The 15415-nt window shown below is 68.6% G+C and carries 10 protein-coding genes; 4 read left to right on the top strand and 6 right to left on the bottom strand.

The window, feature by feature from the left end:
- Positions 1–157: 157 nt before the first annotated feature.
- The 4 genes from FNZ56_RS10155 to FNZ56_RS10140 form a co-directional block, all read right to left on the bottom strand.
- On the bottom strand, positions 158–3442 hold the full coding sequence (locus FNZ56_RS10155) for an ankyrin repeat domain-containing protein (RefSeq protein ID WP_143879726.1): 3285 nt from the start codon (positions 3440–3442) through the stop codon (positions 158–160).
- The gene (locus FNZ56_RS10150) at positions 3435–3704 is read right to left on the bottom strand and encodes a YcgL domain-containing protein (protein ID WP_143879725.1); all 270 of its coding nucleotides are present in this window, start codon (positions 3702–3704) and stop codon (positions 3435–3437) included. Before FNZ56_RS10150 ends, FNZ56_RS10155 begins: the two co-directional genes overlap by 8 nt.
- A 107-nt stretch (positions 3705–3811) precedes the next feature.
- Positions 3812–4819, bottom strand: a complete 1008-nt coding sequence (gene cydB, locus FNZ56_RS10145; protein WP_143879724.1) for a cytochrome d ubiquinol oxidase subunit II — start codon at positions 4817–4819, stop codon at positions 3812–3814.
- Positions 4819–6219: a cytochrome ubiquinol oxidase subunit I gene (locus tag FNZ56_RS10140; RefSeq protein WP_143879723.1), complete on the bottom strand. Its 1401-nt coding sequence runs from the start codon at positions 6217–6219 to the stop codon at positions 4819–4821. The genes cydB and FNZ56_RS10140 overlap by 1 nt, the downstream gene beginning before the upstream one ends.
- Positions 6220–6377: 158 nt before the next feature.
- Here FNZ56_RS10140 and FNZ56_RS10135 point away from each other — a divergent pair, with 158 nt between their 5' ends.
- The 3 genes from FNZ56_RS10135 to hemF all read left to right on the top strand — a co-directional run bounded on the left by FNZ56_RS10135 (position 6378) and on the right by hemF (position 11410).
- Positions 6378–8762 carry a S9 family peptidase gene (locus FNZ56_RS10135; protein ID WP_143879722.1) on the top strand — a complete coding sequence of 795 codons (2385 nt, stop codon included), beginning with the start codon at positions 6378–6380 and terminating at the stop codon, positions 8760–8762.
- 70 nt (positions 8763–8832) lie between these two features.
- Complete coding sequence (locus FNZ56_RS10130) at positions 8833–10473, top strand: phosphoethanolamine transferase (protein ID WP_185970729.1); 1641 nt, start codon at positions 8833–8835, stop codon at positions 10471–10473.
- A gap of 10 nt (positions 10474–10483) precedes the next feature.
- Positions 10484–11410: an oxygen-dependent coproporphyrinogen oxidase gene (hemF, locus tag FNZ56_RS10125; protein ID WP_143879720.1), complete on the top strand. Its 927-nt coding sequence runs from the start codon at positions 10484–10486 to the stop codon at positions 11408–11410.
- Here the strand turns inward: hemF and FNZ56_RS10120 are convergent.
- Together FNZ56_RS10120 and polA are read right to left on the bottom strand one after the other, a co-directional pair.
- A complete protein-coding gene (locus tag FNZ56_RS10120) occupies positions 11362–11937 on the bottom strand; it encodes a DUF421 domain-containing protein (RefSeq protein WP_143879719.1) in 576 nt (191 codons plus the stop codon). The two genes, hemF and FNZ56_RS10120, sit on opposite strands and share 49 nt — an antisense overlap.
- A 373-nt stretch (positions 11938–12310) precedes the next feature.
- Positions 12311–15073: a DNA polymerase I gene (gene polA / locus FNZ56_RS10115; RefSeq protein ID WP_143879718.1), complete on the bottom strand. Its 2763-nt coding sequence runs from the start codon at positions 15071–15073 to the stop codon at positions 12311–12313.
- A gap of 66 nt (positions 15074–15139) precedes the next feature.
- Between polA and FNZ56_RS10110 the strand changes: the two genes are divergently transcribed.
- Entirely contained in the window at positions 15140–15415 is a 276-nt protein-coding gene (locus FNZ56_RS10110; RefSeq protein WP_143879717.1) for a DUF2782 domain-containing protein, read from the top strand.

Raw genomic sequence — 15415 nt, 5'->3', positions numbered from 1 at the left:
AAACACCTTTGGCGCACGCGTGACTTTTGCTCCGGGAATGTTTGCAGCTATCGCGCAAACCCTGCGTCGACTCGTGAACGTATTGCCAATTTCGAATGCGAGCAAGCGGCCGTTCGGACCTTGAATGTCGTAAGTTTTCATACGACAGTGCTTCGAGCTATTCCCTCAAAAACCGCGCCATCGACGGCGGCTGCGCGGCGGCTGGCGGCGCGAGTTCGGCGGCGACGTCGACGAAGCCGCGCATCAGCGCGACCTCGCGCGGGCGGCGGTTGAGCGCATCGCGCAGGTCAGGATCCGCGCCAGCGCGCAGCAAACGCTGCGCCACGCGCAACAATCCGTGCAATGCGGCGAGGTGCAGCGGGCCGAAACCGCGCGGATCGCGCGCTTCCAGCGACACCGGTTCGTCGAGCAGGTGATCGAGCGCGGCGAGGAGCACGTCCTCGTCGCAGGCGGTGCCGGGTTCGGCGCGCGCGCCAAGCAGCAGCAATAACGGCGTCACCCCGCCGGCCGCGACGTGGTCGGGTTCCGCGCCGGCCAGCAGCAGCGTGTCGAGCAGCGCGAGCAGGCGCGGGCGTTCGCGCGCGGTGAAGCCGTACAACATGGCGCAATGCAGCGGCGTCAGTCCCTGCGCATCGCCGGCGTGCACGTCCGCGCCGGCCGCGAGCAGGCGTGCGCACACGTCGGGCAGGCCGAGCGCCGCGGCCAGCATCAGCACGGTGACCTCGCCGGGCAGTCGCTGTTCGAGGCTGGCGCCGGCATCGAGCAGGCGTTCGACGATCTCGACGTGGCGCATGCTCACCGCCGCCGACAACGGCGTGGCGCCGGTGTTGGCCGCGCGTTGCGGATCGGCGCCGCGCGCGAGCAGCAATTCGGTGGTCGCGCGATGGCCGCCGCCGGCCGCGCGCAACAAGGCGGTGCAGCCCTGCGCATCGGCGGTATCGATGGCGAAACCGAGTTCGAGCAGGCGCCGAACCGCATCGGTGTCGCCGACGATCGCCGCCGCAGGCAGGTCCCCGGCGCGCAACGCGCGACGCGGCAACGGCCAGCCGCGCCAGTCGAGCCAGTCGGCGAGGTCGCGGCGACCGCCGGAAAGGGCGACGCCCAGCGGCGTCTGTCCGTCCGCGGCGAGGATGTCCGGGCGCGCACCGGCGGCGACCAGCTGCTTCAGCGCCGATTCGCGGCCGAGCGCGGCGGCCAGGTGCAGCGCGGCCATGCCGTGCGCATCGCGCGCGTCGAGGTCGACGCCGATCGCGACCAGGCGCGAACACAGTTGCGGCCAACCCAGCCGCACCGCCAGCGCCAGCGGCGGATCGCCCGCTTCGCTGTTTCCGAACGGATCGGCGCCGCGATCGAGCAGGTCGAGCGCGAACTGCTGCTGCGAGGAAGCGGTGTGTTCGCCACTCACGCATGCGGCGAGGAAACGCGCGAGCCCGCCGCGTCCCGCCGGCGACGCCGCGCGGCGCAGGTAGAGCTGCAATGCCGGCAGCGCTTCGGGTCCGCGCGCGAGCAGCGCGAACACCGGGACGCTGCCGTCGGCATCGCGCGTCTCCGCATCGGCGCCGTGCGCGAGCAACCAGGCGAGGGCGTCGGTGCGCAGCGCAAGCCGCGGTTCGTGCAGCAGTTCACCGAGTTCGCGCGGGCCGAGCAGGCGCGCGAGCGCATCGAGGCCTTCGGGCTGGCGTTCGACCAGGCCATCGCGCAGCAGCGACTGCGGCGTGCGGTCCGGCGGCGCCTGCGCGTTGTCGCCGCCGACGCTCGCCGGCAGCGGGTAGTCGGGATCGAACAGCGAAACCAGCGACCAGCGACCAGCGGCTGCGGCGATGTCGACTGGCGTGCGTCCGTCGAGTGCGGCGTGGTGCGGATCCGCGCCGAGTTCGAGCAGGCGACGCACCGTCGCGGTGGACGGCAACTCCGCAAGCGCGGCGATCGCGAGCGCGCCGCGACCCTCGTGGTCGACCGCCGCGACTTCGGCGCCGGCCACGTGCAGGGCATCGACCACCGCGACGTTGCCGCCTTCGGCCGCGTCCAGCAGCGGCGTGCGTCCGTCGCCGTCGCGTGCGCGCGCATCCGCGCCGGCTTCGAGCAGGGCATGGACGATGCCGGGATGGCCTGCGCGTGCCGCCGCGTGCAGCGCGCCGCGTCCATGCGCGTCGCGCGAATCCACCCGCGCCTTGTGCTTGAGCAGCAGTTGCACGCCGGAGGCATCGTCGTCGTCGCCGCCGGCCGCGGACAGCAGCGCCGGCGCCGCGTCCGCGGCTTCGGGTTTCGCGCCGAGTTCGAGCAGGAAGCGCGCGAGCCGCCAGTTTCCGCAGGCGCAGGCGACCCCGAGCGGGGTCACGCCTTCGTCGTTGCGCGCATCGAGTTCCGCGCCCGAATCGCGCAGCAGCGCGGCCACGCCCGGATCGGAACTGCGCGCGGCGTGGTGCAGCGGCGTGTTGCCGTCGCGATCGCGGCCGCGCGCGTCGGCGCCGTTCGCGAGCAGGGTCATCACCGCCTCGGGACGACCGTGCCAGCTGTCGCGCGTGGCCGCGAGCAAGGGCGTCATGCCCGCATGCGCCTGGTTGAGGTCGACGCCGCACGCGATCAGGGCGCGCAGCAGGCGCAAATCCGGCAGCACCGCGGCGAGTACCGGCAGCACGCGCTGGTCGCGATCGTCCGCGGGCGGCAGCGCGTGCGCGTCGGCGCCGGCTTCGAGCAGTTCCAGCGCGCGTTCGACCCGGCCGCCTCGTGCGGCGGCGTACAACTCGGGCGCGAGGTCCGGCGCGGGCGCGGCGGCGATCGGTGCGAAAGCCTCGGGCGCATGCACGGTTTCGACGCTTTCGGATCCGGCTTCACCGACGGATTCACGTTCTCCGGCAACTTCCGCAGTCCGCGCGGGCGCGACCTCGCGCTGCATCCACCAGTGCAATGCCGGCCACGCCACCACGCACACCATCGCGAGCGCATGGCGTGCACTGGCCGACAGCGCATCCGGCCATGCCAGCAACACCACAGACGCCAGCACCAGCGCCACTGCGCAGGCAACGCCGAGGCCGTGCCACGAGGTCCACGGCGGGGCTTCGTCGCGCAGGCGCGATGCGGGGCCGGCGATTTCCGCGCGATGCCAGGCGCTCCATCCATGCCAGAGCGAGACCAGGCCGAGCCCGAACGCCGCGCTCAGGCCGAACACGCCGCCAAGGCCGGGCTTGAACACCAGGCTCGCCAGCGGCCAGGCCAGCAGCAGGCCGGCAACCAGCAGCGCGACGCCCCAACGTTGCGCCAGCGCGAGCAGGTCGGCCCAGGCGAACGGCGCATCGCGTCCGCGCAGCAACAGCGCGAACAACGGCTGCGCCAGCCAGCCGCAGGCGGCCGCGGCGATGCCGCCGAACGCGGTCGCGGCCGCGGCCAACAGCGCGCCCGCGCCGAGCGCGATGGCACGCAGGTTCCCGTTGCGCTCAGGCATCGGTGCCCCAGTCTTCGCTCATCGGATCGGCCATGGTCGGCGGGAACTGAAGGTGGAAGCCGCGCGACGCGAGGTTGCCGCGCACCACGTCGGGGTCTTCCTGCGCGAGCTTGCGGCCCGGAGCGAGGTCGACATCGAGCACGAACTGCAACGCGCCGAGCTGCGTGCGCAGCGGTTCGGGCAGGCGGGCGAAATCGTCGCGCGCGGCGAGGTAGACGTAGGTATCGGCCTTTTTCAGGCTCTTGTAGACGTAGGCCAGCATCGCGATCGGGGGAAACCGCCGGAAAGAAGGAATTCGCGGCGATTGTGCGGGAAAGCGCGGTTCGGCGGAACCTTCCGTTCAGCGAACGCGCGTCGGCGACGACCCGGCTAGTGGTAACCGGCGTCGGCCTCGACCTTGCCGGCGAACACCCGGTACGACCACCACGTGTAGCCCAGGATCACCGGCAGCAGCACGACCAGCCCGGCCAGCACGAAGCCCTGCGAGGACGGCGGCGATGCGGCCTGCCAGATCGTCAATCCCGGCGGCACCATGTACGGCCAGATGCCGAGCACCAGTCCGGCGAAACCCAGCCCGAAGAAGCACAGCGTGAGCACGAACGGGCGCGCGTCGCGGCCTTGCGCCATGACTGCGCGCCACAGCGCGAACGCGTTCAGCAGCACCAGCAACGGCACCGGCGACAACCACCAGAAATGCCCGCCCTCGAACCAGCGCGCCATGATCCGGCTGTCGAGAAACGGCAGCCAGGCGCTGACCAGACCCATGAACACCACGACCACCAGCATCAGCGGCCGCGCCAGCGTGCGCGCGACCTTCTGCAGCGCGCCCTCGGTCTTGAGGATCAGCCAGCACGCGCCGAGCAGCGCATAGCCGAACACCACCGCGGCGCCGGTGAGCATGGCGAACGGGCTGAAGAAGCCGAACATCCCGCCGATGTACTTGCCCTGCGCCAGTGGCATGCCTTCGACCACCGCGCCGAGGATCACGCCCTGCCAGAACGCCGCGCACAGCGAACCCAGCGCGAACGCGATTCCCCACAGGAATTTCGAGCGATGCGCCTTGAAGCGGAATTCGAACGCCACGCCGCGGAACACCAGCGCCACCAGCATCAGCAGCACCGGCAGGTACAGCGCGGACAGGATCAATGCATAGGCTTTCGGGAACGCAGCCAACAATCCCGCACCGCCGAGCACCAGCCAGGTTTCGTTGCCGTCCCAGATCGGCGCCGCGGTATTCATCATGTGGTCGCGCTGGTGTTCGTCCTCCGCGAACGGCAGCAGGATGCCGAGCCCGAGCACGAAGCCGTCGAGCAGCACGTACATCAGCACGCCGAAGCCGATCACGCCGAACCAGATAATGGGAAGCCAGTAGTCCATCAGCCGCCCTCCACCGGTTCATCCGGCAGCGACAAGGGCCGCGCCGGGGTCTTTTCGCCGCCGTCGAGGTGCTTGGGCGGCTGCTTCACCGGCCCGATCAGCAGCAGCTTGCGCAGGTACCAGATGCCGAAGCCGAAGATGAAGAAATAAACCGCGGCATACACGAGCAGCGACGACAGCACCGCCGCGGCCTGAATGTTGGGGCTGACCGAATCGGCGGTGCGCAGCACGCCGTAGACCGTGTAGGGCTGGCGCCCGATCTCGACCACGTACCAGCCCGCGAGCAGCGCGACGAATCCGGCCGGGCTCAGCCAGCGCCAGCCATCGAGCAGGATTTTCGATTCGAACAAGGTCTTGCGCTTCCACGCCCACAGCGAAGCGAACGCAAGCAGCAGCATCAATACGCCGAGCCCGACCATCACCCGGAATGCATAGAACACCGGCTTCACCGGCGGGCGTTCGCTGCGCGGCACCGCGGTCAGCGGCTGGATCTCGCCGCGCAGCGTGTGGGTGAGGACCAGGCTGCCGAGTTGCGGGATCGCGATTTCGTAATCGTTGCGTTCCTCGCGTTCGTTCGGCACCGCGAACAGCACCAGCGGCACGCCCTTGCCCTCGCCCTCGCTGTGCCAGTGCGCTTCCATCGCCGCCAGCTTCACCGGCTGGTGTTCGCGCACGTTCAGGCCGTGCAGGTCGCCGGCAACGATCTGCAGCGGCACCGCGATCGCGGCGAACGCCATCGCGTGCACCAGCATCCGCTTGCCGGCCTCGACGTGCACGCCGCGGCGCAGGTACCAGGCGCTGACGCCGCCGATCACGAAGCAGGTGGTGATGAACGCGGCCAGCACCATGTGCGCCAGCCGGTACGGGAACGAGGGGTTGAACACGATCGCCCACCAGTCGGCGGGTTGCAGCACGCCCTGCGCATCGATGGTGAAACCCTGCGGCGTCTGCATCCAGCTGTTGGCGGAGATGATCCAGAACGTCGAGATCAGCGTACCGAGCGCGACCATGCAGGTCGCGAAGAAATGCAGGCGGTCGGATACGCGCTTCCAGCCGAACAGCATCACGCCGAGGAAGCCGGCTTCGAGGAAGAACGCGGTCAGCACCTCGTAGCTGAGCAACGGGCCGAGGATGTTGCCGGCCTTCTCGCTGAGCACCGCCCAGTTGGTGCCGAACTGGAAGCTCATCACGATGCCGCTGACCACGCCCATGCCGAACGACACGGCGAAGACCTTCAGCCAGAAGAAATACAGGTCGCGCCAGAGGTCGTCGCGCGTTTTCAGCCAGCGCCATTCGATGAAGGCCAGCCAGTGCGCGAGGCCGATCGTGAAGGCCGGGAACAGGATGTGGAACGAGATCACGAACCCGAACTGGATCCGCGACAGCAGGAGTGCATCCACGCATCGACTCCGCGCCGCGCGAGGGCGCGACGCCCACGGCGTATTGTGCGCCGCATCATGCCCCGCGGCCAGTGCCGCGCGGTCATGCCGGACGATTGGCACGGTGGCGGGCGCGACGCGACTGCTAACCTGCGCCGACTTCGATTCCGGATCGTCCCATGCGCCTCGCCCCGCTCGCTTTCGCCTTCCTGTTCGTCCTGCCGTCGGCGCAGGCCGCCGAACCTTTGTCTCTCGCGCAGATCATGGCCGACCCGGACTGGATCGGCCCGTCGGTGGAAGACGCCTGGTGGCGCTGGGACGGCAAGGCCGTCGACTACACGCTCAAGCGCGAAGGCGCGAGCATCCGCGACACCTGGCAGCAGCCGCTCGAGCCTGCCCCCGCGGAAGCGGGGGGCACGGCGGCGAAAGTCGGCGACGCGGATCGCGCCAAGCTCGACGCATCCGACGTGGCCTACGACGCTGGCGGTTCGCGCATGGCTTTCGTCCGCAACGGCGACGTGTTCGTGCGCGACCTGCGCAGCGGCGCCCTCACCCAGCTCACGCGCAGCAACGACGGGGAATCGCGCCTGCAGTGGGGCAGCGACGGCGCGCTGGTCTGGCGCGGCGACGACAACGCGTGGTTCCGCTGGAACGGCAACGTGGTTGCGCAGGCCGCGCAACTCGAAGCGGCCGATGCGCCCGGCACGGCGCCGGCCGACGACAGCCTGCGCGATCGCCAGCTGCGCCTGATGCGCACCCTCGCCGACGACAAGGCGCAGCGCGATGCCGCGCGCGAACAGGACGAAACCTGGCGCCGCGCGGATCCGTCGCGAGCGCCGGCGCCGCTCTACCTCGGCAAGGACGTCGACATCGTCGATTCCTCGCTTTCACCCGACGGCCGCTGGCTGCTCGCGGTGACGACGGAAAAGGGCGCGGATGCGGGCAAGGCCGGCCAGCTGCAGAAGTTCGTCACCGAATCCGGGTACGAGGAACAGGAAGAGGAACGCACCCGCGTCGGCCGCAACGATCCGCTGCCGCAGAAACTGTGGCTGGTGGATGTCGCCAGCGGCAAGGTCAGCGAATTGAAGTTCGATCCGCTGCCGGGCATCGCCGCCGATCCGCTCGCCGCGCTGCGCAAGGCCGCGGGCAAGGATGCGTTGAAGGGCAATCGCCCGCTGCAGGTGACGACCAGCGGCGACAACGGCGACGCGCCCTCGATCCGCTGGAGCGGCGATTCGCGCAACGTCGCGGTGATGCTGCGCGCGATCGACAACAAGGACCGCTGGATCGCCTCGGTCGATTTCGCCGACGCGAAGCTGCAGCCGCGCCACCGCCTGCACGACGATGCGTGGATCAACTGGGAATTCAACGAATTCGGCTGGCTGCCCGACGGCCGCACGCTGTGGTACCTGAGCGAGGAAAGCGGCTTCTCGCACCTGTACACGCTCGCGGGTTCGAGTCGCACGCAACTCACCGACGGCAAGTGGGAAACCTCGCAGGTCGCGGTGTCGCGCGACGGCAAGGGTTTCTACTTCCTCTGCAACCGCGATCGTCCCATCGATTACGAAGTCTGCAACGTGCCGGCCACCGGCGGCGCGGTGCGCGAAGTCACCAGCTACGACGGCGTCGAGAACTTCGTGCAGTCGCCCGATGGCTCGAAGCTGCTGGTGCGGCATTCGTCCGCGTATTTGCCGCCGCAACTGGCGGTGGTGGATGCCGGCGGCGGCAACGCGCGCGAGCTCACCGACACCCGCAGCGCCGCGTTCAAGGCGATCGACTGGATCCAGCCCGAATCGGTGCAGGTGCCGTCCAAGCACGGCGCGGGCGCGATCTGGGGCAAGTACTACGGCCCGGCGAATCCGGAACCGGGCAGGAAATACCCGATCGTGATGTTCGTGCACGGCGCCGGTTACCTGCAGAACGCGGAACTGCGCTGGCCGGATTATTTCCGCGAGCAGATGTTCCACAACCTGCTGGTGCAGCAGGGCTTCGTCGTGCTCGACCTCGACTACCGCGCGAGCGAGGGCTACGGCCGCGACTGGCGCACTGCGATCTACCGCTGGATGGGCAAGCCCGAACTCGAGGATTACCTCGACGGCCTCGACTGGGCGGTGGCGAACAGGCAGGCCGACCGCGACCGCGCCGGCATCTACGGCGGCAGCTACGGCGGCTTCATGACCTTCGTCGCGCTGTTCAAGGCGCCGGGCGTGTTCAAGGCCGGTGCCGCGCTGCGCCCGGTCAGCGATTGGACCCAGTACAACCACGAATACACCTCGAACATCCTCAACACGCCGGACCTCGATCCCGAGGCCTACAAGCGTTCCTCGCCGATCGAATACGCCGACGGCCTCCGGGACCGGCTGCTGATCGCGCACGGCATGATCGACGACAACGTGCTGTTCAAGGATTCGGTCGACATGACCCAGAAACTGATCGAGCTGCGCAAGGACAACTGGAGCATCGCGCCCTATCCGATGGAACGGCACGGCTTCGTCCACCCCGACGCCTGGTACGACGAATACCGCCGCATCGACGAACTGTTCCTGGATACGCTGAAGCCGTGACCGCGCCGCCGGGCGCGGTCCGACCCGTTTCCGACACCATTTCGGGCCAAATGGGCGGATGTTCGCCTCCATGATCCGCAGCCGCCCGGCGCTGCGCGCCAACACCGTGCTGCTGCTGGCGGCCCTGTTCCTGCTGCTCGCCGCCAACAGCCGCTTCTGGCATGTGGTGCTGCCGCTGGCCCCGGCGGGGTTCGCCGGCGCGGGCTTCGTCCTCGCGTTCGCCGCGTTGCTGTTGGTGCTGGTCGCGATCCTGCTGCTGCCGCTGAGCTTCAAACCGCTGTTCAAGCCGTGGCTCGGCTTCGTGCTGTTCGTCGCCGCCGGCGCCGCGTATTTCATGGACCACTATGGTGCGGTGGTGGATCGCTTCGCCGTGCAGAGCGTCGCCGAGACCAACCTGCAGGAAGGCGGCGAATGGCTCTCCTGGAAGATGTTGTGGACCCTGCTCGGCCTGTTCGCGCTGCCGCTGGCGGCGCTGTGCTGGGTCCGCATCGACTGGCAGCCGTTCCGGCGCGAGCTGTGGTCGCGGGTCAAACTGGCGCTGGGACTGGCGCTGGTGCTGGCGTTGGCCGCAGGGCTCGGCGGCCGCCAGGTCGCCCCGACCCTGCGCAACCATCGCGAACTCGGCCACCTCGCCAATCCGGTGGCGGTGCTCTCGGCAACCCTGTCCTATGCGCATGAACTGCACCACACGGTGAACGTGGTCGCCGCGCCGCTCGGCCGCGATGCGCGGCGCGCCGACGGCATGGCCGCCGGCGGCAAGCCGGTGGTGTTCGTGCTGGTGCTGGGCGAGTCCGCGCGCGCGGCCAGCTTCTCGCTCGACGGCTACGCGCGCGATACCAACCCCGAGCTTTCGAAGCTGCCGATCGATTATTTCGGCAACGTGCATTCCTGCGGCACCGATACCGCGGTCTCGGTGCCATGCATGTTCTCCAACCTCGGCCGTTCGGACTACAAGGAATCGAAGGCGGCGGCGAGCGAAAATGTGCTCGACATCCTCTCCCACGCCGGCTACCGCGTGACCTGGTACGACAACAACACCGGCAGCAAGGGCGTGGCCAAGCGCCTGGACGAACGCGACGAATACAACGGCCAGGACCCGCGCTTCTGCGGCAAGGCCGGCTGCTTCGACGAACTGCTGGTCGAAAACCTGCGCGCCGAGCTTGGCGCGAAGACCGACGACCGGGTCGTCGTCCTGCACACCAAGGGCAGCCACGGCCCTGCCTACTACCAGCGTTATCCGGATGCGTTCGCGCGCTTCCAGCCGGCGTGCACGACCAACGAACTGCAGCGCTGCCCACGCGAGCAGATCATCAACGCCTACGACAACACCATCCTCTACACCGACCACATCGTGGCCCGCGCGATCCGGGCGCTGCGGGACGACGACAAGGTCGATTCCGCCCTGCTCTACATTTCCGACCATGGCGAATCCACCGGCGAAAACGGCCTGTACCTGCACGGCGCGCCCTACCTGATCGCGCCCGAATCGCAGACGCACATCCCGATGCTGCTGTGGATGTCCGACGGATTCCGCGCGCGGCGCGGGTCGGACGCGGCCTGCATCGCCGCAAGGCGCGGCGCGGAACTGTCGCAGGACAACCTGTTCGACAGCCTGCTCGGCCTGCTGGGCGTGCGCACGACGGCCTACCGGCCGGCGCTGGATGCGTTCGCGGGATGCGCGAAAGCCACGGCGGCGCAGCCCGCGCATTAAACTCGGCGCCATGAGCGCCCTGCCCGACATCGCCGTCGTCCGCGACTACCTGACCAGCTTGCAGGACCGGATCTGCGCCGCGATCGAAGCCGCCGACGGTTCGGCCAAATTCGCCGAGGACGCGTGGACGCGCAACGAAGGCGGCGGCGGGCGCACCCGTATCCTGCGCGACGGCGCGGTGTTCGAACAGGCCGGCATCGGCTTCTCCGACGTGTCCGGCACGCGCTTGCCGCCCTCGGCCAGCGCGGCGCGACCGGAACTCGCCGGCACTTCGTGGCGTGCGGTCGGCGTGTCGCTGGTGTTCCATCCGCGCAATCCCTACCTGCCGACCACCCACGCCAACGTGCGCCACTTCCGCGCCGAACGCGACGGCGAGACGGTGGCGTGGTGGTTCGGCGGCGGTTTCGACCTGACCCCGTTCCATCCGTTCGACGAGGACGTGCTGCACTGGCACCGCACCGCGCGTGACCTGTGCGCGCCCTTCGGCGATGCTCGCTACGCGGAACACAAGCGCTGGTGCGACGAATACTTCTTCCTCAGGCATCGCGGCGAAACCCGCGGCGTCGGCGGCCTGTTCTTCGACGACCTGCACACCGATTTCGACGCCGACTTCGCCTACCTGCGCGCAGTTGGCGACGGGTTCCTCGACGCCTACCTGCCCATCGTCGAACGCCGCAAGGACACGCCATACGGCGAACGCGAGCGCGCGTTCCAGCTGTACCGGCGCGGACGCTACGTCGAGTTCAACCTGGTCTACGACCGCGGCACCCTGTTCGGCCTGCAATCGGGCGGGCGCAGCGAATCGATCCTGATGAGCCTGCCGCCGCTGGTGCGCTGGGAATACGGCTACGCGCCGGAAGCCGGCAGCGACGAAGCGCGGCTGGGGGACTACCTGCGCCCGCGCGACTGGTTGTCGGAACTGTCGTCCGAAAGCTGATCCTTCGCGCCATCGAAGTAGGCCAGATAACTCGCTGCGCGTTCGCTGCCGCCGGCCTCGCGCGTCACGATGCTGATGCTGCCGTTGGTTTCCAGCAACGCCAGCGCGACCTGCGACACGCTGGCGATGTCGTGCTGGCGCAGGGCCTTGTGGAAATCCGCGTCGCTGACCAGCTGTTCGCGCAGCACGCGCTCGAACACATGCCCGTCGCGCGCCAGCACCACCGGCACGCCCTCGACCAGGCGTTCGGCCCTGCGGTTGCGCGAGGTCACGAACGCCACCGCGTAATTCAACGCGATCAGCGTCGTCGCCATGATCAGCGCGCCGGTCAACGAATTGTCGCCGCCGTTGATGCCGTTCTGCACCGCGTTGCCGATCAGGATCAGCAATACCAGGTCGAACGGCGTGAACTGCCCCACTGCGCGCTTGCCCGACGCCCGCATCAGCACCATCACCAACGCGTAGATCGCGACCGCGCGCAGCACGAAGTGCCACCACGGCGCCGACAGCTGGAACAGGTCGGACATCGGGATCTCCTCTTCGGAAGTGTCGGCCGCGATATTCCCACATGGAGGGAAGCCCCCTTTAGTAAAGGGGGCGCGGCGAAGCCGGGGGGATTTGGCAGCGCAGCTTGGGGCCCAAAGTTTGGCTGGCAAAACTTTGGGTTTATTTCCGCGAAGCGGAAATAAAAAGCCCCGCAGGCAGGGGGTGCCGGCGGGGCTGGAGATCGGGAGCCTGGGGAGGGGCTCCGGATCCGGGGATCGCTCCAGGGGAGGGAGAGATCGACGACGGACGTTGCATCCGTCGCGATCTATATGACCAGCCCGCGCATGGATAGTTCGTGAAGCGCAGGGTTAAGAATTTGTTGGGTTCAGCCCGCGTTTAGCCGTTTCGTTCAGCTCAATGCGCGTCGTCCCAATTCGCCCCGGTGCCGGCATCCACCACCAGCGGCGCGCGCAGCTGCGCCGCGCCTTCCATGCGCGCCCGCACCTCGGGCAACAGGGTGTCGAGGAAGCCGGTTTCGCATTCGAAAACGAGTTCGTCGTGCACCTGCAGGATCATCAGCGCGCGGTCGCGGTGCGCAGCCAGCCAGGCGTCGATCGCGGCCATCGCGCGCTTGATGATGTCGGCCGCGGTGCCCTGCATCGGCGCATTGATCGCGGCGCGCTCGGCGCCGGCGCGCTGGCCCTGGTTGCGCGAGGCGATGTAGGGCAAATACAGCCGCCGGCCGAACACGGTTTCGACGTAACCCCGTTCCTTCGCCTGCTGGCGGGTGCGTTCCATGAAATCGCGCACGCCGGGATAACGACTGAAGTACAGCGCGATGTAGTCCTGCGCCTCGCCGCGCGGAATGCCCAGCTGTCGCGCCAGCCCGAACGCGCCCATGCCGTACATCAGGCCGAAGTTGATCGCCTTGGCCGCGCGGCGTTCGTTCGAAGTGACTTCGTCCAGCGGCTTTCCGAACACTTCGGCCGCGGTGGCGCGGTGGATGTCCGCGCCGCTTTCGAACGCGCGCAGCAGCGCGGCGTCCTCGGACAGGTGCGCCATGATCCGCAGCTCGATCTGCGAATAGTCGCAGGCGAGCAGCACGCGGCCCTGTGGCGCGACGAAGGCGCGGCGGATGCGGCGCCCGTCCTCGGTGCGGATCGGGATGTTCTGCAGGTTGGGATCGTTGGAGCTGAGCCGCCCGGTCGCGGCGCCGGCCTGGTGGTAGCTGGTGTGCACGCGCCCGGTCTCGGGATTCACCATCTCCGGCAATTTGTCGGTGTAGGTGCTGCGCAATTTCGCCAGCCCGCGATACTCGAGGATCACGCGCGGCAATTCGTGCTGGTCGGCGATCGCCTCCAGCGCCTCTTCGTTCGTCGAAGGCGCGCCGCCGGGCGTCTTCACCAGCGCCGGCAGTTTCAGTTCCTCGAACAGCAATTGCCCGAGTTGCTTGGGCGAATCGAGGTTGAAGCTGCGGGCGGCGAGTTCGGTCGCGCGTTGCTGCGCGGCGAGCATGCGCCGCGACAGGTCGGCCGATTGCCGGCGCAGTTCCGCCGCATCGACCAGCACGCCATTGGCTTCGACCCGTTCCAGCACCGGTACCAGCGGCATTTCGATGTCGCGGTAGACCGACAGTTGTCCCGGCAGGGCCTCGAGTTTCGGCTTGAGCACGCGGTGCAGGCGCAGGGTCACGTCCGCGTCTTCGGCGGCGTAGCGCGTGGCGTCGTCGAGCGCGACGTGGCCGAAGGGAATCGCCTTCGCGCCCTTGCCCGCGACTTCCTCGTATTTCACCGTCTCGTAGCCGAGATGGCGTTCGGCCAGCGAATCCATGTCGTGGCGCTGCAATCCGGCCTCGAGGACGAAGCTTTCGAGCAGGGTGTCGTCGGCGTAACCGGCCACGTCCACGCCGTGGCGCCGGAGCACGTGCAGGTCGTACTTGCCGTGCTGCCCGAGCTTCTTCTTCGCCGGGTCCGACAACAGCGGACGCAGCGCATCCAGCGTGGCATCGCGCGGCAATTGCGCCGGCGCGCCGGGATAGTCGTGCGCGAGCGGGATGTAACAGGCCCGGCCGGGTTCGACGCAGAAACTGATGCCGACCAGGTTCGCGCGCATGGGATCGAGCGCATCGGTTTCGGTGTCGAACGCGAATTCGTCGGCTGCGCGCAGTTTCGCGATCCAGACATCGAGTTGCGCCCGTTCCAGCACGCATTCGTATTCGCCGGGCGCGGACAGCGCCGCATCCGGCACCGGCGCGGGCAGGTCCGAAGGCGCGCTGGTGAAACCGCGTCCACGCGCCGCGCCGGGTTCCTTTTCGGCGATGGATGCGGACGCGCCGCCATCGAGTTCCTTCAGCGCCTGGTTGAAGCCGTAGCGCGCGTATAGCGTGCGCAGGGATTCGACGTCGCGTTCGCGCAGGGCGAGATCGGATGGCGCCTCGTCCAGCGCGACGTCGGTCTTGATCGTGGCGAGCTGGCGATTCAACGGCAAACGCGGCAAGGCCGCGCGCAGGTTCTCGCCGATCTTGCCGCCGACCTTGTCGGCATTGGCGATCACCGCGTCGAGGTCGCCGTATTCGCCCAGCCACTTGGCCGCGGTCTTGGGCCCGCACTTGTCCACGCCGGGGATGTTGTCGACCTTGTCGCCCATCAGCGCGAGGTAATCGACGATCTGGCCGGGATGCACGCCGAACTTCTCGACCACGCTTTCGTCCGTGTCCAGCTTGCTGCCGCTCATGGTGTTCACCAGTTGCACGCCGGGCCGCACCAGTTGCGCGAAATCCTTGTCGCCGGTGGAGATGACGACATCGATGCCGTCGTTCGCGGCCTGCAACGCCAGCGTGCCGATCACATCGTCTGCTTCGACGCCGGACACGCGCAGGATCGGGATGCCTTGGGCGGCGACGATCTGCATCATCGGTTCGACCTGCGCGCGCAGTTCGTCCGGCATCGGCGGGCGATTGGCCTTGTATTGCGGGTCGAGGTCGTCGCGGAAGGTCGGGCCGGAGGCATCGACCACGAAGGCGAGGTAGTCCGGCGCTTCCTTCAGGTGCGCGCGCAGCATGTTGACCACGCCGAACAGCGCGCCGGTCGGCTCGCCGGCCGCATTCGACAGCGGCGGCAGCGCGTGGAAGGCGCGGAACAGGTAGGAAGAACCGTCGATGAGCACGAGTTTCGGCATCGTTCGATTCTACGCCGCGACCACAAGCGCCACGCGTACACTGGGAACCCCGCCCGGAGCACCGCCATGCGCCACGCCATCCTCGCCACCGCCTGCGTGCTCGTGCTGAACGCCTGCGCCACCGCCGGGCCCGACATTCCCGCGGACGCGGTGTCCGCCACCCATACCGAGGCCAACGGCGACACGGTCACCGAATACCGCGTCGGCAACCAGCTGCGCGTGGTCCAGGTGCAGCCCGCGCGCGGCCCGGCCTACTACCTGTACGACAAGGACGGCGACGGCATCGTCGACAAGGCCGGCGACAATCCGCCGCAGACCTATTTCAAGCTGTTCAGCTGGTAA

Origin of the sequence: Lysobacter lycopersici, from assembly GCF_007556775.1 — a bacterium.
GTDB classification, from domain to species: Bacteria; Pseudomonadota; Gammaproteobacteria; order Xanthomonadales; family Xanthomonadaceae; genus Pseudoluteimonas; species Pseudoluteimonas lycopersici.
The sequence above is the reverse complement of the archived record's forward strand: the minus strand, read 5'-3'. Positions and strand labels throughout refer to the sequence as shown.

What these genes read in the sequence shown, in the direction of transcription:
- polA (WP_143879718.1), bottom strand. Translation starts at nt 15,073, where the DNA reads ATGCCGAAACTCGTGCTCATCGACGGTTCTTCCTACCTGTTCCGCGCC.
- FNZ56_RS10120 (WP_143879719.1), bottom strand. Translation starts at nt 11,937, where the DNA reads ATGTCCGACCTGTTCCAGCTGTCGGCGCCGTGGTGGCACTTCGTGCTG.
- hemF (WP_143879720.1), top strand. Translation starts at nt 10,484, where the DNA reads ATGAGCGCCCTGCCCGACATCGCCGTCGTCCGCGACTACCTGACCAGC.
- FNZ56_RS10150 (WP_143879725.1), bottom strand. Translation starts at nt 3,704, where the DNA reads ATGCTGGCCTACGTCTACAAGAGCCTGAAAAAGGCCGATACCTACGTC.
- cydB (WP_143879724.1), bottom strand. Translation starts at nt 4,819, where the DNA reads ATGGACTACTGGCTTCCCATTATCTGGTTCGGCGTGATCGGCTTCGGC.
- FNZ56_RS10110 (WP_143879717.1), top strand. Translation starts at nt 15,140, where the DNA reads ATGCGCCACGCCATCCTCGCCACCGCCTGCGTGCTCGTGCTGAACGCC.
- FNZ56_RS10155 (WP_143879726.1), bottom strand. Translation starts at nt 3,442, where the DNA reads ATGCCTGAGCGCAACGGGAACCTGCGTGCCATCGCGCTCGGCGCGGGC.
- FNZ56_RS10130 (WP_185970729.1), top strand. Translation starts at nt 8,833, where the DNA reads ATGATCCGCAGCCGCCCGGCGCTGCGCGCCAACACCGTGCTGCTGCTG.
- FNZ56_RS10135 (WP_143879722.1), top strand. Translation starts at nt 6,378, where the DNA reads ATGCGCCTCGCCCCGCTCGCTTTCGCCTTCCTGTTCGTCCTGCCGTCG.